This is a genomic window from Lachnospira sp. CLA-JM-H23 (genome assembly GCF_040096425.1).
Classification (GTDB): domain Bacteria; phylum Bacillota; class Clostridia; order Lachnospirales; family Lachnospiraceae; genus Lachnospira; species Lachnospira rogosae.
In genome coordinates, this window is record NZ_JBBMET010000007.1 from 41,612 (window position 1) to 65,324 (window position 23,713).

Sequence of the window (23,713 nt, forward strand, 5' to 3'; positions counted from 1 at the left end):
GAGATATATAAGAGCAGTTTAAATAGCAGTCTGATATATAAGTCAGATATCAGGTTGGCAGGATTTAAGTGAAGCAGGTATATAGTATTGATGTAATTATTAATGTGGTTGATTACATTTATGCTGTAATCTGCTTCATTTTGCTTATTTTTTTGGTGGAAGTAACCGAAATATAATACAGGTTATTTTATAATCAGGCGATAGAATTATCTAAGCAGGATATATAGGCTGTTATTAGGAAATGGAATAACCGGCTGTAGATTAGCCGCAGATAATGTATGGAGGATAAATATGTCTGTATCAATATACGCAGGTAATTTTAACAAGGATAATAATGTTAAAGAAACATCTATTAATTATAAGGAAAATGTAAGCAACAGGACTAATGGTGTCAATGGGATATTTAATGGTGTTGTTATGTCAGAGGGACAGGATAACAGCAGGCTGGCAGATAACACATATGAGTCGTTATTAAAGGAAGCTGATGATGTAAAACAGCAGATTATGAATTCTGCAAGTACAGCACAGATAAGCTTCAAGGCACTTGTTAAAAAGCTTTCTGGTATGGAAGCAGTCGATATAGCAGGTGATGGATTTAATATAACAGATGCCTCTAAGGATGATATGGTATCAATTATTGATAAGATTAGAATTGAGCTTGCAATGCACTCAGACAGCTATGTTGCATATGGAACTGGCGTAAGCTCTGATGCAATTGAGAGTGTTGCAGGGGCAGGTGCAGCTAATGAATTAAAGCAGAGATTAAGCGGTGCTGGAATAAGCGTTGATGACGATACTGTGCAGCAGGTACAATCAGCACTTGATGAGGCGGCTTCAATAACAGAGCTTTCAGAGAGTGCTAAGTATTATATGATTGCCAATGATATTGCACCAACTATTGACGGAATATATAAGGCAGAAAATGCTGTCAGTACAAGACCGGCTAACAGCGGATATGAGATTTCATTTAAGGAATTTAATGCTATGCGTCCACAGATTGAGTCGCTTATGAATAAAGCTGGGCTTGAAGTGAACTTAAGAAACCTTAATAATGCACAGGATTTGATTAATAATAATATACCAGTCACAGAAAAGACTTTAAAATATAAAGCTATTCTTGACGGACTTAATTTAAATGGTCTTGATACACAGGATGGACAGGATAGTGTATTATCAAAGATTGCTGACCAGCTTGCTATTGGTGAAGACCCTAAAGATACTCCACTTACAAACGATCCATCTATATGGGATAATGTAAAGAACGCAATAGTAACACTGGCTAATGCAAGCTATGATGATATTGTAAATGTTGTTTCATCTGGAAAAGCATTTACAATATCAAGTCTGAAGGTCGTAATGCAGGTAGGCTGGAGTGAAACAGCAGAAAGCCAGCAGGCTGTTAACAATCAGATGACTGTTAGTAACCAGATGTCAGGTGACTGGCAGGGTAATGTAAACAGTCAGATGTCAGGCGGCTGGCAGGGCAATGTTAATAACCAGTATGGTTATGTGCAGGATACGGGCTATAATCAGGGTGTATATAATAATCAGATGGGCGGTAATTATGCATACCAGCAGCCATATGGTTACAATGCACAGAAAGCTTATAACACACTTGTTGAGGCAAGGCTTTTACTTACAGCAGGTACAGGTGTAATTCTTGAAAAGAGTAATACATCACTTCTCTACACGCCTCTTGAACAGATTAACGAGCAGATTAAAGCTCTTGAAGCTAATGGAACATTATATGCTGGCAATACACAGATGTATAATGATGTCCTTGATGTAAGAAAGGCACTTTATGATATTGAGACTGCACCAGCACAGATGTATGAAAAGCTGATGAAGAGTGACCCATATAAGTTGAGTATTTCTATGGTATCAGGCATTGCGAGTGGAATGACAAGCCGTTATGCCAAGGCAATAGATACATATGAAACAACAGGTACTAAGGTAAGAGAAGACTTAGATGACTCTATTATTAAGGCTGTTAATAACAGTGCAGAGGGTATAATGGACGAACTCAATCTTGAGAATACTCAGGAGAACAGAGATGTTATTAAGCTTCTTGCTTCTAATAACATAGATATCAATAAGGAAAATGTTGAGAGGGCAAGAAGAATATATACAACCCTTAATAATCTTGTTGATAATATGAAGCCGGAAACTGTTGTTAAGATGATAGATGACGGAATCAACCCAATGAATACTGATATATGGACAGTTAATGATTATCTTAGCAGTATGAATCAGGGTGCTACTAAGGATAATGAGGAGAAATATTCAAAGTTCCTCTACAAGCTTGACAAGACAGGTGGAATTAACGAAACTAAGAAAAAGCAGTTCATCGGTATATACCAGATGATGAATATATTTACAAGAGATGCTGGTGTGTGTGCGGGTGCTCTTATGAAGCAGGGCAAAGAGATTACTATGGGTAATCTTATCAGTGCCTACACAAGCCGCAAGCACTCTGGAATAGATGTAACTATTGATGATTCAGTAGGTCTTGGAGATAAGGAAACTATCAGTTACTTTGAGTCATTATTTGCAAAGTCACAGAAGTTTATCACTCCTAATACATTGAAGAATTCGGACAATGAGTCACCAATTGAACATCAGAATGTTGAAGCATTTGCTAACGAACTTGCTGAACATTATGATGAAGCAGTGGAAAATGAACTTGACAGCAGTTACATAGAAGAAGTAACTAAGAAAGCAGAACAGGCTGATGCTGAGGTTGTAAGGGAGTTAAGAAGAGCTGGAATTAATGAGAACATTGGTAACATTAATGCGGTTAATGAACTTATGGCTACAGGACAGCTTATGGCTTACACAAGAAAGCACGGAAACCAGGGCAGTAAGTCAATATATGGAGAGAACATAATTGATAGCAATGACAAGCTTAAGGAAGTGTTAGACAGCAGGGATAAGCTTGAGGCTATGTATACTAACCTTGAAGAAGCTGCTGGTGATGAACTTGAAGAAGCTATAGAGAGCTCACTTACAGGAACTGCTGAAGACCCTGTTGATTATGATACATTTGAAGAATTAAGAATAAGCAACAGACAGATTAGATATATAAGCAATCTTGCAAGAAGAAATGATTACCGTGTCCCTTATGTTAAAAATGGACAGGCAGGTCTTATCAATCTTACATTTGTTGCAGATGATAATGACAAGGGAAAGATATCTATTAAGATGAATACAGCTTCGTGGGGTGAATTGTCAGTAGAGGCAAAGGTTACACAGTCAGACGTAAGTATGTATGTAAAGCAGGATTCAAGAATTGTGCTTTCCGAAGACAGAAGCATTTATAAGTATTTCCAGCAGATTGAGGGAGATCTTAAAGAACAGTTCGGTTATGACAATGTAAGAATTAATTGTGTAAGAGTTCCAGATGTTAAATATACTACATACGAGGACTCAGGAGCAAAGATTCCATCAGATCGTCTTTATAAGATCGCTTCAGCAATAACAGGAGTATTCTTTGGGGCATAAGAGCGGTTAAAGAATTACAGGATATGTCCGATATATAAAATGTATGATTTGACGAATTCAAAGGATAACGCCAGTAGATGTGGCGGGAATATAAAATCAGGAGAATAAAAGTATGAGAATTAATACTAACGTATCAGCCATTGTATCTAACAATGCGTTACAGAAGGCACAGGATGCACTTTCAAGCTCTATACAAAGACTTTCATCAGGATATAAGATTAACAGTTCAGCTGATGACCCGGCAGGCTGTGCTATTTCAGAGAAGATGAGAGTTCAGATAAGAGGTCTTGATCAGGCTAAGAATAATACAACAGATGGTATCTCTGTTATCAATACAGCAGAAGGTGCTATAGTAGAGATACAGTCTATGCTTACACGTCTTAAGGAACTTACAGTTCAGGCGGCTAACGATGTTAACTCTGATGATGAGCGTGAAGCTATCCAGCAGGAGATTGATAATGTTAATCAGGAAATAGACAGAATATCTGAGCAGACAGAATTCAATACACAGCCACTTATTAATGGTAATCTTTCAAGAAGAGTATATTCAGATTATCAGGGTGTGAACCAGCTTAAGATATCTGACAGTTTTACTGCTGGAATATATGGAGTTACAGTAACACAGGATGCAAGACAGGCAATAGCAGTAGGTGATACTATTACAATGTCAGGCACAGCTAAGGTAACTGCTGATCAGGCAGGAACAATATCTATTAATGGATATAACATTGATATTGTAGAAGGTGATACACTTGATACAATTATGGATAAGGTTATGGATGGTGCTAATATGGCGGGTGGAAGAGCATTTGCTGTATCAAGCCTTGCTAATGATACGAAGACTAACGGAAGTGATTATGCAGGATATAAGCCAGATACATCTTACACAGGCAACAGACTTGTTATAATGACAGAGCAGTATGGAAGAGATCAGCAGCTAGATGTAACATGCAGTAATAAAGACCTTGCTGCTATGCTTGGTATATCAGATGCTTACAATGAAGATGGTTCAGGCATACACGCAGAAGGTAGTGATGTTGTAGCTGAATTCGCTAATGAAGTTGATGATGCAGGCAACCCAACAGGTAAGAGAGTTGGATTTGAAGATTCAGCTATTATCTCAACCAAGGGTACTAAGATTACAGTTAAGGACGTTAATAATAAGGAATTCGTTATGGATGTTCCAGGTAATGTTGCAGGAACAACATTTAATGATACAACAGCAGCTAAGCAGAACGGAAAGTCACAGGCAGCAGGTGGAACAGCTACGGATATTAATCAGGAAGTGACTGATGTCGGAACTATGAGTATCCACGTTGGTGCTAATGAAAATCAGGTTATCGTTCTGGATATTCCTAAGATAACTACTTACACAATAGGTACAGATAATATCAATGTAATGACAAGCTACACAGCACAGCTTTCAATAGGGTATGTAGACGAAGCTATTAATTATGTCAACTCTGCACGTTCTAAGCTTGGTGCATATGAGAACAGATTTGACCATACTACTAAGAACCTTGAGGTTTCAAGTGAGAATGTTACTAAGGCTTTATCAGCTAAGATTGATACAGATATGGCTGAGGAGATGACAGAGTATACATCACAGACAGTTCTTACACAGGCAGCTACATCAATACTTTCACAGGCTAACCAAAGACCATCAGAAGTATTACAGCTTCTTCAGAACTAATCTGTCAGGGTGAATTGATTGGAGATGTGAAGTATGGATAGAGAAGCTATTAAGACATATTCATATAGAATATCGCAGGCGACACGTTCAGAGCTTGTAGTAATAGTGTACGACATAATAAGAGATTATCTTAAAGATGCAGTGTCAACATCAGATAATGCAGTATTTAAAGAGAAACTACACATGGCTATGAGAGGTATAGACCAGCTTATAACAGGTCTTGATATGCAGTATGAGCTTTCAGGTAATCTTTATGTACTCTATAACTATATGAAAAGAACTCTTATCGGTGCACAGGTTTCATATGATAAAAATGTTGTCAATTCAATATACGATATGATTGGACAGCTAAGACAGTCATTTTATGAAGTAAGCAGACATGATAATTCAGCACCGCTTATGAAGAATACAGAAAAGGTGTATTCCGGACTTACATATTCTAAATATGGTGCAGGCAATGAAACAGCAAGTGATACGCTTATTAACAGAGGATATATGGTATAATGAGCACAAAAGTGCTCATCTTAAAAGTTCCTAACGGAACTTTGTATGTGCTGAAAAGAAGCACGAAAATTATGGTATAATGAGCACAAAAGTGCTCATCTTAAAAGTTCCTAACGGAACTTTATATGTGCTGAAAAGCTGCACAAATAATATAATTAATTAAAATAAAAAGGGTTACTGCTTTGACCAAAAGACATTCAGATAATGATTGTCTTTTGGTCAAAGCAGTAACCCTTTTGTAGTATTTTGGTGATTTTCTAGAAACGGAGCTTGCGCTTAGAGTATTTACTACGTTTCTTAGAAAGTGAAGCATTGTTAATAATTGTAAATATAATAAGTATTACAGCTACAATTCCAGCTATAACCCATATATTAATCTTAATACAGCGTTTTGGTGATAACTGTGTTGAGTTGTTCTTGGCACTAAGGTATGGCAGAAGGCTTTCATTGGAATTATCACCGCCTGTTATGGAGAGTGTGGTAGAACCAACAACATTATCACCATAAAGATAATTAAGCTTAGCGGCAAGCCTGCCCTGCTCATTAGTTATATCGTAATTCTTATCAAGGCTCATTGTAACGCTTGAAGTTGAACCGCTGTTAGGAATTGTTATAAATGAGGCATTCATATTAAAGTTAAGTTTTGACTTATTAAATACATCTGATGAGTAGTAGTTATCAGTAGAGAATAACGAGCTTATCTGTGTGTCAGATGTAGTCGATTTCTTAAAGTTATTAAATCCCCAGTCAAATAATGAACGTGTATCTATAAATCTTGTAGAGTCATCTGGTGAACGGAATACAACGCATATAAGCCTCATTCCATCTTTTTCAGCAAATGTTACCAGAGTCATTAAAGATTCATCAGTAAATCCGGTCTTTCCACCTTTGCAGTATTCATAGTAGAACTCGCGTCCTTTAAGCATCTTATGACGGTGTTTTATTGTTCTGGGTGTAGATGTTACATTAGTGGCAGGAATTGTATAGCTTGAGGAAGTTGAGTCAATGTTTACAAACGAAGCGTTGTTATAACAGCCTCGTGCAATCATAGCCATATCGTAAGCACTTGTGTAGTGGTTAGGATTGTAAAGGCCACTGGCATTAGCAAAATGTGTTTCAATTGCACCAAGCTCACGAGCTTTATTATTCATCATATCCACAAACGCATCTATTGAGCCAGCGACTTTCTCAGCAAGTGCATATGCAACTTCATTGGCTGAATACAGAAGAAGTGCATATAAGGCCTGTTCAACAGTAAGTTCTTCCCCGGCCTTCATACCAAGGTTGGCATCTTCAATCGGATTAATTGAATTAGCTGCGGCAGTAGAAAATGTAAGTGTATCACTGAGATTACAGTTCTCAATAGTAAGAAGTCCTGTAAGGATTTTAGTTGTTGAAGCTGGATAGCACTTACGGTGTGCATCTTTTTCGTATAGTATAGAGCCTGTATCTGCATCGACTAATATTGCACTCTCACAGGTAATATCCGGAGCCTGTGGCCACGAAACAGAAGTGTCTGTTGATACCTCGTTAGATATAACAGAACTCTTGGCAGCAGTTGTTCCATTAGATATAACATAGCTGCTGGCGGCAGTTGTTCCGCTTGTTATTCCAGCTGCAAAAGCTGGTGTTACAGATGTTGCCACAATTGCTGTACAGGTAATAATGCTTGCAGTTCTTACAAGGCATTTTCTGAATTTATTAAATAGAACTGAACACTTATTAACAGAGTGTTTCGTTGTTTTATTAGAATTATTAAACATTACAATCTCCCATCGTTAATGATATTATGAAGTAAGTGTTAAAGGCACAAAATGCCATTTATTATACTGATATGTTCATATTATACATATTTGCTTGTAATATTAACATATTTATTAAGATTATGAAACTAAATTTGCAGGCGAATATTTAAAGCTGTGTGGAATGGGATTTTGGTGATGTTTTAATTTACCTTTGACATACTTATTATATTAAAGTAAAATATCTTGGTTTGATGTTATAAAAATGGTTGTAAGCTTATACAGTATAAAGAATGAATGGAGATTATTATGAGATTAAGAAATGTACCGGGTGCAAGAGAAGTTATGGTTGAGAACGAATATGTATTCACGGAACCAGAGGGAATGTGCGGAACCTGGAAAGAGGTATTTGGAAATGATAACCCTATACATATAGAGATTGGAATGGGAAAGGGAACATTTATAACAACTCTTGCAGGGATGAATCCAGATATTAATTATGTTGGAATAGAGAAGTATTCAAGCGTACTATTAAGAGCAGTTGAGAAGCAGGACGAATTACAGCTTCCTAACTTAAGATTTATAAGAATGGATGCAGAGAATATTAATGAAGTGTTTGGTGTTGATGAAGTGGATAGAATATATCTTAATTTCTCAGACCCATGGCCAAAGGACAGACATGCTAAGAGAAGACTTACATCAAGACAGTTCTTTGCAAGATATGACAAAATGCTTAAAAAAGAGGGCAGGGTTGAATTCAAGACAGACAATAGGGTACTGTTTGACTTTTCAGTTGAGGAAGTAAAGGAAGCTGGCTGGAATCTTGTAGAGTGTACTTATGACCTTCACAGTGACGAAAGGCTTAATGAAGGAAATGTTATGACAGAATACGAGAAGAAATTCTCAGATATGGGAAATCCTATATGCAAGCTTATTGCAGACAGATAAGATAGATTGAATTATTAATACATATCAGGCCGTTAATAAAATAGATTAAAATGTTATTGTAAGATAATTAAATGTATTAGTATCACATATGACTTTGTTGAATATTATATAGTAGAAACGTTTTTAACTAATATTTTAAGAATATATTATATTCAGGAAAGGAAATGGTATGGGATATCACAGACATTGTAACAGGTGTAATCCGATTAACAGACTTAATGAGTACATTTATTACCACAATAGATTAAACCGCAGGATTGTGCGTTTTAAGAGGTCGTGGGATGAAATATATAAAATAATAAATGGCTGCTGACCTTAAGATATATGTACTGGTAATACTGAAAAAATCAGTAATAAAGGTACATATCAAGGTCAGCAGCCATAATTTTTTGATTCTACATTTCATCAGGTGAGTCGTAAGGCTGGACACTGATATTACGTTTTTTGAGGAAATGCTCAACTACAAGGTTCGTAATATAGCATATAACTGCCATAACAGGAACACCGAGGAACATTCCTAATACGCCGAAAAGTGCTCCACCCACAACAATTGCGAATATAACCCACAGAGGCTTAAGTCCTGTGCTTTCGCCAAGTATCTTAGGACCAAGGAAAAGTCCGTCAAACTGTTGTATAACAAGTATCAGGATTGCAAAGAATATAACCTGGATAGGATTTACAATAACAATTATGATACCGCCCATAACACCACCGATGTAAGGTCCAAAGTAAGGAATCATATTAGTAATTCCAACGATAACGCTTATAAGCACCGTGTAAGGGAACTTGAATATAGTCATACATATAAAGCAGATGATACCGATTATTAATGAGTCAAGTGCCTTGCCATACATAAATTTTAAGAAAATAGTACCACTTTCCCTGCATATCTTTCTTGTAGTATCAGCCGCATTTTTCGGAAATACAGCATAAAGCACACGCTTAAAATTGTAGAATATATTCTTGTGGTCAGATATCATATACACAGAAACCATAATTGCAATTATGAGGTTGACCAGTCCCTTAACAATAGCCATAGATGTATTAACTACATATGGGAGCAGATTGGTAAGCATATCTGTAAGATATGATATAACCTTAGGGTAAAGGTTGTTTAATTTTTCATTAATGACTGCATAATCAATAAATCCCAGGTCAGCGTGTTTATCTTCAAATGAATTAACAAGGCCAGTGATATTGTTGTACCACACTGGAAGCTTGTCCACGATATCGGTAATGCTTGTATACAATTGAGGAATTATAAATACCATAAGGATTGTAATAATTCCGATTGCAATAATGTAAGTTATAAGTATCGAAAGATATTTAGAAAGCTTGTCCGACTTCAAATGGCATTTTTCCTTGAACAAATGTCTGTAGAAAAATCTTACAAGTGGGTATAATATAAATGCTATGAACGCACCAATTACAAATGGTGATATAACATTAAAAATGTATTTGATAATATTAAGTGTGTTATTAAACCCGCCAATAAGCTTGAATATAAGTATTGCACCAAGGACAAATAAGAGTCCGTATATTACAATAGTAAAATATCTGCTGTTGGGCTGGAACTTATTCTTGTATACAATGTGGTTGTCACCAGCGGAGTTATTATTATCAGGTGAATTAAAATAGCTTGTATCGTTATTATTGTCTTTATCCATACAAATCCTCGCAATCTTATTTAATTAAGGATATATCAAGAATATTGTACTCCATATAAGCGGTTAAAAAAACCCCATAATAGTTAAATATTATTAAAAATAATAAAAAAAATTATATTGTTTTTAAATAAATACAAAAAAAGGCTTGCTTTTTTGTTAATAACACGTTAATATATTTTTTGTTGTTACGGCAGTTGTAACATAATAATATATGCACCGCTAGCTCAGTTGGTAGAGCACCTGACTCTTAATCAGGGTGTCCAGGGTTCGAACCCCTGGCGGTGCACTTGTAAGTTTAATGCTTGCAATAATTTAATATACGCACCGCTAGCTCAGTTGGTAGAGCACCTGACTCTTAATCAGGGTGTCCAGGGTTCGAACCCCTGGCGGTGCATTTGTGAAAGTCTTTTGATTTAGTCGATGGAGCTAGGTTGAGGGGCTTTTTTTGTGCGTTGAATTTCTATGATTTGATATTTTTTCTGAATTTTTGAATTGATTCCTTTTTTTCTGAAAATTCCAGATATGGATTGTATAAATAGTATATTTAGTGTTACAATACAAGTGGGTACACATATGAAACTATTATTTGAGACAAATACGAAGGGGAAGATATAACACTAATATACCAGTGTTATGACTGCTAATCAGGTTAAAGACTGATAAGACGTTATGTAATATTAAGAAAGCATTTAGTTATTGGTATTACTGATATAGCTTATTTATCTGGAATGATTTTGTACGTAGTATTGTTATATTGATGTTGTGTCGGAAAAGAGGTTCATATGAAGAAAAAATGGAATAGACATAAGACACAAAGAGCACATAGAAGAGCATTGAAAAGAGCCGCCATAATTACAATGGCAGGGGCAGCGGTTATTATAGGGGCATATTCTTTAAAGGTATATGACTTCAGAATTAAATATACGCAGACAGCAGATTATATGAAGGGCAATGAAGAGAATGTAACAAAGGGAGTTGTCACATATGAAGAAGCAACTAATAGTAACCATACTACAGCGGCAGTAAGAAGTTCTTATAAGAGGCTTGATGTAGAATGTGTACTTCAAAATCCTGAACTTCCAACAGGCTGTGAGATAACAGCTTTGACGACAGTTCTTAATTATCTTGGCTATAATGTAGACAAGCTGACAATGGCAGATTATTACCTGGATAAAGGAAAGATGGGCGAGGTGTCGCCTTACAAAGCATTTGTCGGCAATCCAAGAGATGAAGATTCGTGTGGTGCGTTTGCACCAGTATTAGTCAATTCAGCGACAAAGTATCTGAAATCGCAAAGATCATATATGAATGTATACAATATAACGGGAGCAGAGTACAACGAGCTTCTTGATTATGTAGATGACGGACATCCGGTGTTAGTATGGGAGACAATGTATATGAAAGAGCCATATGAATCCTGTACATGGAATATAGACGGAGAGAATATTATGTGGCTTTCACGTGAGCACGCTATGGTGCTTATAGGCTATACACAGAGTACATATATTATGGCAGATCCGTTAAGGGGCATATGTGAATACGATAAAGAACTTGTAGAAACACGATATAAAAGTATGGGAAAGCAGGCAATAGTTATATATTAATGATTGATATGTGAAGTTTAATAATTAATATTTAAGATTGATAGTTGATATTTAATGTTAATAATTGATATATAAAGTGAGTGTGTCAGTCGTGTCAGCCATTTATTACCACATATACATTTTATAAATCATCACAGTCGGGGGAATACTTCCATTATGGAGGTGATGAGTGTGTACCCAGCGTATGATGGTGATAAAGATTATGATTATGACACAGCCCAATATACGTTTCCTCATAGAAAACGCACTTATAATGAGGAAGATAACAGCGAAGATTATTTTGAGAACGCGGTATATGAGGACAGTATGAACTTCTCATCTATGGCAGATTACGAAGACTTTCTTATATGGGGAACTGATAATAAAGACCAGTTCATATAAACAGATTATAAAAGATTTATTAATCTTTTAAGCTTCAATTGACTAGAGTTTTACAGATGTTATATGATAAGCGAAACGTAAGGAATTTATTGTCTGTGCGTTTCGCTTATTTTAACTTTATAGGAAATTGCATTTCCTATAAAGTTAAAACGCTTCGCGGGGATGCGACCCATGTGGAGATGAAGATGCACTTGCGTGCTCACATGGGCGCGCAAAGAGTCACAAAGTGACTCTTTGTTCTGTAATAGAATACAGAGCAAGCTGTAATTAACATTGTATGCAGAAATGAGGAGTAGTATGTACGGTTATGTTGTTGTTAATAAGCCTGAGCTTAAGATAAAAGAATATGATATGTATCGTTCATACTATTGCGGATTGTGTGAGGAGCTGCTTTCAGATTATGGTATTAATGGGCAGATATCCATAAGCTATGATATGACATTTCTGCTTGTACTGCTTACAGGGCTGTATGAACCGGATACAACATATAAGGAAGCAAGATGTATCGCACACCCTGTTCATAAGCACCCGGTAAGACGCAATAAGATTTCAGCATATGTTGCGGATATGAATGTCCTTATGACTTATTATAAATGCGTTGATGACTGGCAGGATGATAGGAAGCTTATGAAGAAGCTGCTTGCCTCGTCTTTGACTAATAAGGTTAAGAGGATTGAGAAAGCATATCCCCCAAAAGCACGCATTATTAAGGCGGCACTTGATAGAATGAGTGAGCTTGAGAATAATAATGAGAGCAATATTGACCTGCTTGCAGAACAATTTGGCATAATAATGGCACAGATTTTGTGTATGAAAAATGATGAGTGGTACGATACATTAAAAGTGATGGGTAATTCACTTGGAAGATTTATATATATTCTTGATGCGTATGATGACCTTTTGGAAGATAAGAAGAAGGGCAGATACAATGCACTCAGGACGTATGAGAATAATAAGGATTTTGATATATTTATAGAAAATGTGTTAAAATCACATATGGCACAATTTGCCGCAGGCTTTGAGAGCCTTCCTATTATTGAGAATGTCGATTTATTAAGAAATGTAATATATTCAGGAGTCTTTACAAGATTCGGGATTGCTAAGAATAAAAGAGAACAAGTGGAGGAAGTATGACCGATCCGTATTCAGTGTTAGGTGTATCAAGAGATGCAACTGACGAAGAGATTAAAAAAGCATATAGAACATTAAGCAGAAAGTATCACCCTGATGCGAATATCAATAATCCTAATAAGGATAAGGCAGAGGAAATGTTTAAGACAATCCAGCAGGCTTATAACCAGATTATGAAGGAAAAGCAGGGTGGATATACATCATCAGCTTACAGTCAGAACAGAGGTGGCACAGGAAGCTATGGCTATGACGGTGATTATCAGAATAACCGTAATGGACAGAGCGGCAATGGTTATGATGATTTTGGCGGCTTCTGGGGCTTTGGACCATTTGGCTTTGGCGGATATTATGGAGGGGGTTCTAATTCCGGATATTCAGGTGGTGCTTCTAATATGAATGGCAATGATGATACGACAGTTCATTTAAGAGCGGCGGCTAACTATATTAACAATGGTGGATATGATGAGGCACTTAACGTGCTTTCTGCTATTCAGGACAAAGATGCCAGATGGTACTATTATAGTGCTATGGCTAACTCAGGCAAAGGCAATCAGGCAACAGCGATGGAACACGCCAGAAGAGCAGTAGAACTCGATCCTGACAATATGCAGTATCGTATGTTCTACCAGCGTATGAATAGTGGCGGTGAATGGTATTCAGGAAGACAGCAGACATATCAGAATCCAGCAGGTGGAATGGGAAGCTGGTGTATGAAACTTATATTTATCAACCTTATGTGTAACTGCTGTCTTGGCGGAGGCGGCTTATGCTGCCCGGGAAGATACTACTAAGCGGTTCTCCCAGTTCTTTAAGTAATCAAATAGAATATCAATATGAACAGGTCCGGTTTCAAGAATATAACGGTGGAATTCTTTTAAGGAGAAGTTATCACCGAGATCTTTCTGGGCCTGTTTTTTTAGTTCCTCAAAACCTAAAAATCCAAGAACATATTTGCAGTAATTAGCAGGATTAGCAATAAATGCTGTATACATCTCGTGTGCAGCTTCGGCACTGCTAAATCCATAATCGGTAAGGAATGAGGAAAGCTGTGCTTCAGTCCAGCCGTAATAATTCACTCCGATATCGCCCTTGGCATAGAGGCAGAGTATAAGTGCATAATTGCACTGGACCAATGAATTAAGCAGAGTATTATCGCCAGCATATTCATATGAATGAACTTCAACATAGGAAGCCCAGCCCTCAATATAGCCGCCAGGTTTAATGACATTTCTTATCAAAGAAGGGCTTGTTGAGGCAAAATACTGTGTCTGGTATAAATGTCCCGGATACCCCTCGTGTGCCAGCGTAGGATACAAATCACTGCTGTCAGTGCCGGCTGAATTAATGTATATAGAGTTAATGTCAAGATTATCAATCTGTGGCATAAAGTACATAGCAGGGCTTGCATAGTCATTAAGTGCTTCAGATACATAATTAATATTATAATTGACATCATTTAAGGCAGGATAATCATCAGTTATCTTCTTTTTTAAATCCTCAATAATCTGGTCTGGTTTATCAATTCCAAAAGAAAATGTGCCAAACTGGCTGTTAAGTGATGGATCTTTTCTTAAAAGCTTCTGCATAACAATTGAATAGCTTCTTATATAGGAGTCAAGCAAATCATTGTATTCGTCAATTGATTTACTCCAGCCAAGACAGTTTTCAAGAAGTCCCTCAAAGTATCTTGCACCATTAGGGTAATTGCATATTCCACCAGAATACTGGTTAGTTCCCTTGAATGAAGCAAGAGTCGTTATAAGTGCGTTATAACCTGGAATTACATGGTTAATAACGGCATCTTCGTTCTGCTTCTTGTATACATTTTTCTCATCATCAGTAAGGAAAATGAGGTCGTCAACACGGGAGTTAAAAGTACCAATAAACATACCTTCAGCATCACCGGCGGAATCAGCGATAGATTTGCAGGAGCTTATGACCTCATCAAGAAGGTCATCGCTTAGGGTATATCCCCTGACGCTTCTTAATGCCTCGAATTCCAGCAGATTATTAAAATATCCATCCACATCACTTAGGAGCTGTATATATTCTTCAACGTCCTTTTTCTCCATAAATGTATATTCGGAAAAAAGGAGCGGAAGCTGTATCTGTATGCCGATTGTAGGAGTGAGGTCGGTGTTAAGAAGATACAGGTCGCTGTAATTAAGGGTTGTATACAGATATTTGTTTAATAGGTCATAGGTTATCTGCTGGCTCTTGGAAAGTGAAGCCTTGTCAAAAGCGTTGAGCTTTGTTATGTAGTCTGTTATATCTGATGTATCATCAATATTATCAATATCAATACGTCCGAGTGTTATATCGTAATCATCAATTCCATATTCGCAAGGATTTTCCAAAAGTGCGTGCAGTGAGAGTGAGTCGCTTGAGGCAAGCTCACGAAAAAGGCTGTCGGTAAAAGCATTAAAGCTTTCGTTATCAGCTGCATTGTATTGCTCATCAGCATTGTTATAACGTGAAGCAGACCCGCCAAATGGAGTGCAGGCACTAAATGAACAGGCTGTGATTACTACTGCACCTGTTATGGCAGCAGCTTTTTTAAAGAAAGAATAAATGTTAGTTTTATGTTTTATGTAACTGGATTTTAATGTCAGCATATAATAATCCTCATTTCTGCGGACATACCGCGTAGTCAGATTCGGGAAGGTGCATATAAGCCCCTGGTACAACATTTTCTTAATCATACACTAGATTATATGTATAATAAATGTTTTTCATTAAAGAATATTTGTTTATTCGTTTGACATATTCTAAAAAGCTGGCTATCATATATAGAATAATGATAACGGAGGTTACGGATATGCCACAGAATAAAGGTCCATTTTATATGACAACAGCTATCGCATATACATCAGGAAAGCCACATATTGGTAATACTTATGAGATAGTTCTTGCCGATAGTATTGCAAGATTCAGACGTCAGGAGGGCTATGATGTTTTTTTCCAGACAGGAACTGATGAGCATGGACAGAAGATTGAATTAAAAGCAGAAGAAGCAGGAATTACACCTAAGGAATTCGTTGATAATGTTTCTACAGAGATAAAGAGAATATGGGATTTAATGGATACATCTTATGACAAGTTTATAAGAACTACAGATGATTACCACGAAAAGCAGGTTCAGAAGATATTTAAGAAGCTCTACGATCAGGGAGATATATATAAGGGTTCATACGAAGGTATGTACTGTACACCTTGCGAGTCTTTCTGGACAGAGTCACAGCTTGTTGACGGAAAATGTCCTGACTGCGGACGTGAAGTTAAGCCAGCTAAGGAAGAAGCTTATTTCTTTAAGATGAGTAAATATGCCAACAGACTTATCGAGCATATTAATACACACCCAGAATTCATACAGCCTGTTTCAAGAAAGAATGAGATGATGAATAACTTCCTTCTTCCAGGACTTCAGGATTTATGTGTATCAAGAACATCATTTAAGTGGGGAATCCCGGTAGATTTTGATGACAAGCATGTAGTATATGTATGGCTTGATGCACTTACTAACTATATCACAGGTATCGGGTATGATGCTGATGGCAACTCATCAGAACAGTATAAGAAGTTCTGGCCGGCAGACCTTCACCTTATTGGAAAGGATATTATAAGATTCCATACTATATACTGGCCTATATTCCTTATGGCACTTGGTGAACCACTTCCTAAGCAGGTATTTGGACATCCTTGGCTTTTACAGAATGACGGCAAGATGAGTAAGTCTAAGGGAAATGTTATATATGCAGATGACCTTGTAGATATGTTCGGTGTTGATGCTGTAAGATACTTCGTACTTCACGAAATGCCATTTGAGAACGATGGTGTTATCTCATGGGAGCTTATAGTTGAACGTATGAACTCAGATCTTGCTAATACACTTGGTAACCTTGTCAACAGAACAATTGCTATGTCTAACAAGTATTTTGGCGGTGTAGTTAATAAGACAGGTGTCACAAGTGAGGGAGCAGGCGTTGATGAGAACGGTGCAAGCCTTGACTTCGATGCTGACCTTAAGGCTGTTGTTACAGGAACAAGAGATAAGGTTCAGAACAAGATGGCTACACTTCACGTTGCTGATGCTATGACAGAGGTATTTGCATTATTTAAGAGATGTAACAAGTACATTGATGAAACAATGCCTTGGGCTTTAGCAAAGGACGAGAGTAAGAAAGAAAGACTTGAAGAAGTTCTTTACAACCTTGTAGAGAGTATTACAATCGGAGCTAACCTTTTAAAGGCATTTATGCCTAATACAACAGAGAGTATTTTAAAGCAGCTTTATCCTGACAATCCAGCCGCTGGTGACAGGGATTTTGATGATCTTGACAAGTTCGGCTTAAGAGAGTCTGGAAGTAAAGTTACAGATAAGCCAGAAATCCTTTTTGCAAGACTTGATATTGAAGAAGTTATGAAAAAGGTTGAAGAATTACAGGAAGCACAGAGAAAGGCTAATGGAGTACCAGAATATCCGGTAGTTGAGAAGAAGCCTGAGATAACATTTGACGACTTTGAAAAAATCCAGATTCAGGTCGGAGAAGTGCTTAAGTGCGAGCCTGTAAAGAAGGCAAAGAAGCTTCTCTGCTCACAGATAAGAGTTGGTGAGGAAGTAAGACAGATTGTATCTGGAATATCGCAGTATTATAAGCCGGAAGAGATGGTTGGCAAGAAGGTAGCAGTAGTTACTAACCTTGCACCTCGTAAGATATGCGGCGTTGAATCACAGGGCATGATTCTTGCGGCTATGGACGATAAGAACAATCTCTCTGTTATGACAGTTGATAAGGATATAATCGCAGGAAGCGAAATCGGATAGCAAAAGAGTGAATTATATATAATAAAAAGCTCCCTTCCGGGCTGGCAGGTAAAATCACCTGCGGCTTGGAAGGGAGCTTTTTCTTGTACTGCACTTGTACTTACAGGTTAACAGAAGTAGCAAGGCATTATTTATCCAACATTTTTTTGTATTCGCGTGGACTGATGCCAATGTGTCTCTTGAAAAGTTTCGAAAAATAACCGAAATCAGGAATACCGACAGCTCCAGCCACTTCAGCAACACTCATATTTGTGGTATTAAAGTAGCGTAAAGATGCCCGGATGCGCTGCCTTCCAATATAAGAAGTCAGCGTTTCGCCGACTTCTTTTTTAAATGCATTTGACAGATAAGATGGATTTTTGTCAAATTTTTCGGCAAGTATGGATAGCGTTAACTCTGAGTATAAATGCTGGTCAATGTAATTTACAACAGTTCGGATCAGATAAGAGTATTTTTCATACGTATAATTCTTAGCAAGCATAGAATATTTTCGGACCATGTCAAATGGCAAGTGTGCAAACTCTCCTTGGCTGTTAGCATCTTTTATGCGAAGAGAAAAAGCTTCAGCCTGCTGGTATACATAAATCGGATGTACGGCGGTCCCAAACATACGGGAAGCTAGAAAAAAATTTAAGGAGGCGATTCTGCTTCTTATTTCTTTTGCAGGAAGAGACTGAAAAGAAGCAGAATAGTCCAAAGTCTTTTTCATGAAGTCAATGGCCTGGGCAGTGTTTCCGGCAGTCATTGCCTGACAACAATGTTCTAGTCGTGAAATCAGTTCCGCGATGTAATCGGAAGAGAATTTCTGAAAACGTTCTTCGTTTGGCGAAGTGTTATGAGACTCTGTTTTATAATTGACATACTCAATGCTGCATGTTTTGAACGCCGGAATAAAAAAACTAATAAAATGCTGCAACATCAGTGTGAGTTCATCAATGTCTACGACAGGAAGAGAGTAATAAAAGTGTAACAAGACAGAGTTGTATTTCGGATCAATGTGATTATCACGAATGAGCCGGTTGATTGTTACCTGATTGATTGGTTCGGCCAAAAAAGGCATAATACCAAGAATATCTGGTTCAGCGTCCGTGGTCAGACTGACAATTACATTGTAAAACCCAAGGGAACTCTGCAGTACAATGATTTGATAAGGAGAGCTGCCAAACAAAGAAAAAAGTGGGCTGTTCGTTTTGTAGTTGCCCCAGACCATGCGTCTTAGTCCCATATCCATTTTCTCAAAATTCTGATAAGGAGCATGCATCAGATAAGAATCTATCTTAAAGGTATCGGACAAAGTTTGCTGGAGCAAAGGGAAAAAATCATCGGTATTCATGTTTTCAAATGTCATAATAGGACTCCTTTCCTAGTAGGTTTCTCGTTTTATTTGTAAAAAATTTGCCATAATTATATTTTGTGTAAAAATTTTACCAAAACAACAAAACTAAGACAAGAGCAAAATCCGTTGAATTGTTATACTGAGTACATCAATGAGATTGACGGAAAGAGAGAAAGACTCTTTTTATGAACAAGAAGGAGGTAAAAATGGCAACAAAGAACATTAATGCATCTTGGCAGTTTACAAAAGATGCTATAACTGTCGCAGAAGGATATTCTGTATTAACACAGGGCAACTGGGAGGCACTTGACTTGCCTCATACATGGAATGGTAAGGATGGACAGGATGGTGGAAATGATTACCACCGCGGTACATGTTACTATGTAAAGAACATGAAGCGTGAGGAGTTTGGTAGCGAACCAATCACTTATATTGAGTTTAACGGAGCAAACTCTAGTGCATGGCTTTATGTTAATGGAAAAGAAGCTGGACATCATGATGGTGGATACTCTACATGGAGAGTGAATGTAACAGACTTTTTGGCTGATGAAAATGAAATTGTAGTTGCAGTAGATAATGCACCAAATGATCATGTATATCCACAGATGGCAGACTTTACATTCTATGGCGGTCTGTATCGTGATGTAAATGTGATTTCTGTACCAGAAACACATTTTGATCTGGATTATTATGGAACACATGGCATTGCAGTAACACCTATCGTAGAAGGTGCAAATGCAAGTGTTGAAGTAGAAGTATTTGTTACAGATGCAACAGAGGAAGATACTTTAGAATATGTCATCAAAAATGGTGATGAAGTTATTGCTACAAAGAGCGTTTCTGCAAATGAGACAAAGGTTACATTCGAGATTGAAAATGTTCATCTTTGGAATGGCCGTAAGGACCCACACCTTTACACAGCAGAAGTTACATTAAAGAGAAACGATACTGTTTTAGATGAGAGAAGTACTCGCTTTGGATGTAGAACTTTTGTTATTGATCCAGAGAAGGGATTTATCTTAAACGGAGAGCGTTATCCACTTCACGGTGTGTCTCGTCATCAGGATAGACCACACATTGGAAATGCTTTAACTCATAAAGAACATAAAGAAGATATTGAACTCATTCTTGAAATGGGTGCAAACACAATCCGTCTTGCTCATTATCAGCACGACCAGTACATTTATGACCTTTGTGATGAGACAGGTCTTGTACTTTGGGCTGAGATTCCATATATTTCAAAACATTTGCCAAACGGACGTGAGAATACTATTTCACAGATGAAAGAACTTATTATACAGAATTACAATCATCCAAGTATTGTAGTATGGGGACTTTCTAATGAGATTACAATGGGTGGCGGAGAGGATGATGACCTCATTGAGAACCACAACATTTTAAATGATTTATGTCATCAGATGGATCCAACAAGACTTACAACAATGGCCGTAGTTTCTATGTGCAGCATTGATGCAAAATATATTCAGATTCCGGATGTTATTTCTTATAACCATTATTATGGATGGTACGGTGGAACAACAGATATGAACGGTGAGTTCTTTGATGATTTCCACAAGAAATATCCAAATATTCCAATTGGATTAAGTGAGTATGGATGTGAGGCTTTGAACTGGCATACATCAAATCCTGTTCAGGGTGATTATACTGAGGAATATCAGGCATACTATCATGAAGAACTGATTAAGCAGCTCTTTACAAGAGATTATATCTGGGCTACACATGTATGGAATATGTATGACTTCGCCGCTGATGCAAGAGCAGAAGGTGGAGAAAATGGTATGAACCATAAGGGCTTGGTTACATTTGATAGAAAGTACAAGAAAGATGCTTTCTATGCATATAAGGCATGGTTATCAGATGATCCATTCGTGCATATCTGTGGTAAGCGCTATGTAGACCGTGTAGAAGATACAACAAAGGTTACGGTATACTCTAATCAGCCAGAAGTAGAGTTGTTTGTAAACGGTGAAAGCCTTGGTAAGCAGACAAGTGATGTGCATTTCTTCTACTTTGATGTGCCAAATGCAGGCGAAAGTACACTTGTTGCAAAAGCAGGTGATTGCAGTGACGAAAGCAAGATTCGCAAGGTAGATACCTTTAACGAAGAATATCGTTTGAAAGAAGAAGGCGAGGTTCTCAACTGGTTTGATATTGATATGCCAGAGGGATACTTCAACATCAATGACAAGATTGGTGATATCATGAAGGCCAACGAAGGTAAGATGTTCATCGATGAATTGATGCTTAAGATTATGAAAGGCGCTGATGGCGGTGCAGCAGAAGCAGCAGCTGGTGCTGGCAGCGAGGGCCTTATGAAGATGTTATCAGGTTTTACAGTAAAGCGTATGCTTAATCTTATGGGAACTGCAGGCGGTGGAAAGCAGTTTACTAAGGAAGAACTTCTTGAGTTGAATAGCAAGCTCAATAAGATAAAGAGATAGGAGGATATTACCATGAGTAAAACTAGAGAAGTAAGACCTTTCGGTGCACGTGACAAGTTTGGTTACCTGTTCGGAGATCTTGCAAATGATTTTTCATTTATTTTTGCCAGTACTTATGTAATGGTATTCTACACAAAGGTTATGGGTATCTCAGCGGCAATGGTCGGAACTATGTTTCTTATTGCTCGTTGTATCGATGCTTTTACAGATATCGGTATGGGACGTATCGTAGATAATTCAAAGCCAACAAAGAACGGACGTATTCGTCCATGGATTCTTCGTATGTGCGGATTTGTTGCACTTGCATCATTTATGATGTATCAGTCATTTTTGGTAGATGCTTCTTACGGAGCTAAGGTTGCATATATGTTTATTACATATATCCTCTGGGGTTCTATTTTCTATACATCTATCAATATTCCTTACGGTTCAATGGCATCTGTTATTTCAGGTGACCCAAAGGACAGAAGTTCGCTTTCTGTTTTCCGTTCAGTAGGTGGAACTGTTGCTGGTATTATGATTGGTGTTGTAGCTCCAATGTTAGTATATAAGACAGATGCTTATGGTAACCAGGTTGTTTCTGCAACAAATATATCTATTGTAGCTGGAGTATTCTCTGTAATTGCAATTGTATGCTATCTGCTTTGCTATTTCCTTACAACAGAGCGTGTTGAATATGTTGCAAAGCAAACATCTGAGAAGCAGTCAGTTGCTAAGACATTAAAGACATTACTTACAAGCCGTTCATTGCTTGGTATGATTATCGCAGCTGTACTTCTTTTGTTGGCTTCATTAATGTCACAGGGTGTCAATACTTACTTGTTTGCTGATTACTTCAAGAACACAAAGGCTCTTTCAGTATTCTCATTATTAATGCTTCCATGTATTATCATCTTGGCAACATGCTCTACGAAGCTTGCTACTAAGTTTGGTAAAAAGGAATGTGGTGTAGTAGGAATGTTTGCATCAGGTATCCTTTACTTCATTCTTGGTATTCTTCATATTAAGAATGTATGGGTATTCGTAGTTGGTGCATTCGTAGCTATGCTTGGTATGTACTTCTTCCAGACACAGTGCTGGGCTCTTGTGACAGACGTTATCGATGATATGGAAGTACAGACAGGAAATCGTGACGATGGTACTATTTATGGTATCTACTCATTCTCAAGAAAGATTGGACAGGCAATTGCTGGTGGTCTTTCCGGATGGGCACTTGGATGGATTGGATACAATGAACTTGCAGCAGGACAGACAGAGGCAGTTGCAAATGGTATTTACAACTTGGCTACTTTCTTCCCAGCAGCTATCTATATTCTTTGTGGATTAGTACTTATGTTCATTTTCCCTCTGAATAAGGCAAGAGTAGATGCAAACGTTGCAGAACTTAAGAGCAGAAGAGGATAAACAAACAAGTTCATATCAATAATAAAGGCTCAGACTCCGTGCACCTTTGGGTGTGCGGAGTTTTTTCCTTTGGTAAAATATATGTGTATCAGCAATAGAGTCCGGATGGCGTTATCCAAGGAGACCATTCTGATAATTTTTCGGCCTGACTCATACTGCACCCAGCTTTCATACGTATTTCTTCGGTGTTACATTCGATTAATTTCTGGCGGTTAAAGATTGTAATCATAGGCTTATCACTCCGTTTATCATTTTTATTTCCGCAGCACTTGCATAAGACGTGTTGTACATAAATAAAAAAATAACTGTTAATAGTAGTGAAATAAAACGATTATGTTTCATAAAAATATCCTCCTTGTATATTATATTTAACAACTAATTGTTAAGCGTAAATTATCATATAATAATTATATTGACAACAATTTTCTGCTAACTTGTAATATAATTATGTATTTTCTGATATTTATTTAAGATATATTGATTAGATAGTTAATTCGCCTTAATATAATATTGTG

The 23,713-nt window shown here is 37.3% G+C and carries 15 protein-coding genes and 2 tRNA genes; 13 read left to right on the forward strand and 4 right to left on the reverse strand.

The window, feature by feature from the left end; all coding sequences use genetic code 11:
- The first annotated feature begins 291 nt into the window (after window positions 1-291).
- From WMO42_RS09900 to WMO42_RS09910, 3 genes are all read left to right on the forward strand, one after another.
- A complete protein-coding gene (locus tag WMO42_RS09900; protein WP_022503128.1) occupies window positions 292-3,501 on the forward strand; it encodes a DUF6240 domain-containing protein in 3,210 nt (1,069 codons plus the stop codon).
- A gap of 112 nt (window positions 3,502-3,613) precedes the next feature.
- Entirely contained in the window at window positions 3,614-5,194 is a 1,581-nt protein-coding gene (locus tag WMO42_RS09905; protein ID WP_022503127.1) for a flagellin, read from the forward strand.
- Between the two features lie 33 nt (window positions 5,195-5,227).
- Window positions 5,228-5,698 carry a flagellar protein FliS gene (locus tag WMO42_RS09910; protein WP_349192189.1) on the forward strand — a complete coding sequence of 157 codons (471 nt, stop codon included), beginning with the start codon at window positions 5,228-5,230 and terminating at the stop codon, window positions 5,696-5,698.
- Between the two features lie 257 nt (window positions 5,699-5,955).
- On the opposite strand, the gene WMO42_RS09915 is transcribed toward WMO42_RS09910, so the two are convergent.
- Window positions 5,956-7,461, reverse strand: a complete 1,506-nt coding sequence (locus WMO42_RS09915; protein WP_055177395.1) for a D-alanyl-D-alanine carboxypeptidase family protein — start codon at window positions 7,459-7,461, stop codon at window positions 5,956-5,958.
- 288 nt (window positions 7,462-7,749) lie between these two features.
- On the opposite strand from WMO42_RS09915, the gene trmB reads away from it, so the two are divergent.
- Complete coding sequence (trmB, locus tag WMO42_RS09920; protein WP_022503124.1) at window positions 7,750-8,388, forward strand: tRNA (guanosine(46)-N7)-methyltransferase TrmB; 639 nt, start codon at window positions 7,750-7,752, stop codon at window positions 8,386-8,388.
- A 395-nt stretch (window positions 8,389-8,783) separates the two neighbouring features.
- Here trmB and WMO42_RS09925 read toward each other — a convergent pair whose 3' ends face one another.
- Window positions 8,784-10,055 carry an AI-2E family transporter gene (locus WMO42_RS09925; protein WP_349192190.1) on the reverse strand — a complete coding sequence of 424 codons (1,272 nt, stop codon included), beginning with the start codon at window positions 10,053-10,055 and terminating at the stop codon, window positions 8,784-8,786.
- Between the two features lie 213 nt (window positions 10,056-10,268).
- On the opposite strand from WMO42_RS09925, the gene WMO42_RS09930 reads away from it, so the two are divergent.
- From WMO42_RS09930 to WMO42_RS09955, 6 genes are all read left to right on the forward strand, one after another.
- Window positions 10,269-10,341, forward strand: a tRNA-Lys gene (locus WMO42_RS09930).
- Window positions 10,342-10,376: 35 nt separating this feature from the next.
- Window positions 10,377-10,449, forward strand: a tRNA-Lys gene (locus tag WMO42_RS09935).
- 388 nt (window positions 10,450-10,837) lie between these two features.
- Complete coding sequence (locus WMO42_RS09940) at window positions 10,838-11,659, forward strand: C39 family peptidase (protein WP_349172626.1); 822 nt, start codon at window positions 10,838-10,840, stop codon at window positions 11,657-11,659.
- A 171-nt stretch (window positions 11,660-11,830) separates the two neighbouring features.
- Window positions 11,831-12,040, forward strand: a complete 210-nt coding sequence (locus WMO42_RS09945; RefSeq protein WP_349153912.1) for a hypothetical protein — start codon at window positions 11,831-11,833, stop codon at window positions 12,038-12,040.
- Between the two features lie 297 nt (window positions 12,041-12,337).
- Window positions 12,338-13,174, forward strand: a complete 837-nt coding sequence (locus tag WMO42_RS09950) for a DUF5685 family protein (RefSeq protein ID WP_349192192.1) — start codon at window positions 12,338-12,340, stop codon at window positions 13,172-13,174.
- Entirely contained in the window at window positions 13,171-13,962 is a 792-nt protein-coding gene (locus tag WMO42_RS09955) for a DnaJ domain-containing protein (protein ID WP_022503119.1), read from the forward strand. The genes WMO42_RS09950 and WMO42_RS09955 overlap by 4 nt, the downstream gene beginning before the upstream one ends.
- Here the strand turns inward: WMO42_RS09955 and WMO42_RS09960 are convergent.
- Window positions 13,936-15,786, reverse strand: a complete 1,851-nt coding sequence (locus WMO42_RS09960) for a DUF885 domain-containing protein (RefSeq protein WP_349153914.1) — start codon at window positions 15,784-15,786, stop codon at window positions 13,936-13,938. The two genes, WMO42_RS09955 and WMO42_RS09960, sit on opposite strands and share 27 nt — an antisense overlap.
- A gap of 203 nt (window positions 15,787-15,989) precedes the next feature.
- Between WMO42_RS09960 and metG the strand changes: the two genes are divergently transcribed.
- Window positions 15,990-17,996 carry a methionine--tRNA ligase gene (gene metG / locus WMO42_RS09965; RefSeq protein ID WP_055306988.1) on the forward strand — a complete coding sequence of 669 codons (2,007 nt, stop codon included), beginning with the start codon at window positions 15,990-15,992 and terminating at the stop codon, window positions 17,994-17,996.
- 127 nt (window positions 17,997-18,123) lie between these two features.
- On the opposite strand, the gene WMO42_RS09970 is transcribed toward metG, so the two are convergent.
- Complete coding sequence (locus tag WMO42_RS09970; RefSeq protein ID WP_055177401.1) at window positions 18,124-19,344, reverse strand: helix-turn-helix domain-containing protein; 1,221 nt, start codon at window positions 19,342-19,344, stop codon at window positions 18,124-18,126.
- A 194-nt stretch (window positions 19,345-19,538) separates the two neighbouring features.
- Between WMO42_RS09970 and WMO42_RS09975 the strand changes: the two genes are divergently transcribed.
- Window positions 19,539-21,794, forward strand: coding sequence for a glycoside hydrolase family 2 TIM barrel-domain containing protein (locus WMO42_RS09975; protein ID WP_349172629.1), 2,256 nt, complete (start codon window positions 19,539-19,541; stop codon window positions 21,792-21,794).
- A 12-nt stretch (window positions 21,795-21,806) separates the two neighbouring features.
- Entirely contained in the window at window positions 21,807-23,198 is a 1,392-nt protein-coding gene (locus WMO42_RS09980; RefSeq protein ID WP_022501305.1) for an MFS transporter, read from the forward strand.
- Window positions 23,199-23,713: the final 515 nt, after the last annotated feature.

What these genes read in the sequence shown, in the direction of transcription:
- WMO42_RS09955 (WP_022503119.1), top strand. Translation starts at nt 13,171, where the DNA reads ATGACCGATCCGTATTCAGTGTTAGGTGTATCAAGAGATGCAACTGAC.
- WMO42_RS09975 (WP_349172629.1), top strand. Translation starts at nt 19,539, where the DNA reads ATGGCAACAAAGAACATTAATGCATCTTGGCAGTTTACAAAAGATGCT.
- WMO42_RS09915 (WP_055177395.1), bottom strand. Translation starts at nt 7,461, where the DNA reads ATGTTTAATAATTCTAATAAAACAACGAAACACTCTGTTAATAAGTGT.
- WMO42_RS09940 (WP_349172626.1), top strand. Translation starts at nt 10,838, where the DNA reads ATGAAGAAAAAATGGAATAGACATAAGACACAAAGAGCACATAGAAGA.
- WMO42_RS09970 (WP_055177401.1), bottom strand. Translation starts at nt 19,344, where the DNA reads ATGACATTTGAAAACATGAATACCGATGATTTTTTCCCTTTGCTCCAG.
- WMO42_RS09905 (WP_022503127.1), top strand. Translation starts at nt 3,614, where the DNA reads ATGAGAATTAATACTAACGTATCAGCCATTGTATCTAACAATGCGTTA.
- trmB (WP_022503124.1), top strand. Translation starts at nt 7,750, where the DNA reads ATGAGATTAAGAAATGTACCGGGTGCAAGAGAAGTTATGGTTGAGAAC.
- metG (WP_055306988.1), top strand. Translation starts at nt 15,990, where the DNA reads ATGCCACAGAATAAAGGTCCATTTTATATGACAACAGCTATCGCATAT.
- WMO42_RS09925 (WP_349192190.1), bottom strand. Translation starts at nt 10,055, where the DNA reads ATGGATAAAGACAATAATAACGATACAAGCTATTTTAATTCACCTGAT.
- WMO42_RS09980 (WP_022501305.1), top strand. Translation starts at nt 21,807, where the DNA reads ATGAGTAAAACTAGAGAAGTAAGACCTTTCGGTGCACGTGACAAGTTT.
- WMO42_RS09950 (WP_349192192.1), top strand. Translation starts at nt 12,338, where the DNA reads ATGTACGGTTATGTTGTTGTTAATAAGCCTGAGCTTAAGATAAAAGAA.
- WMO42_RS09900 (WP_022503128.1), top strand. Translation starts at nt 292, where the DNA reads ATGTCTGTATCAATATACGCAGGTAATTTTAACAAGGATAATAATGTT.
- WMO42_RS09960 (WP_349153914.1), bottom strand. Translation starts at nt 15,786, where the DNA reads ATGCTGACATTAAAATCCAGTTACATAAAACATAAAACTAACATTTAT.
- WMO42_RS09910 (WP_349192189.1), top strand. Translation starts at nt 5,228, where the DNA reads ATGGATAGAGAAGCTATTAAGACATATTCATATAGAATATCGCAGGCG.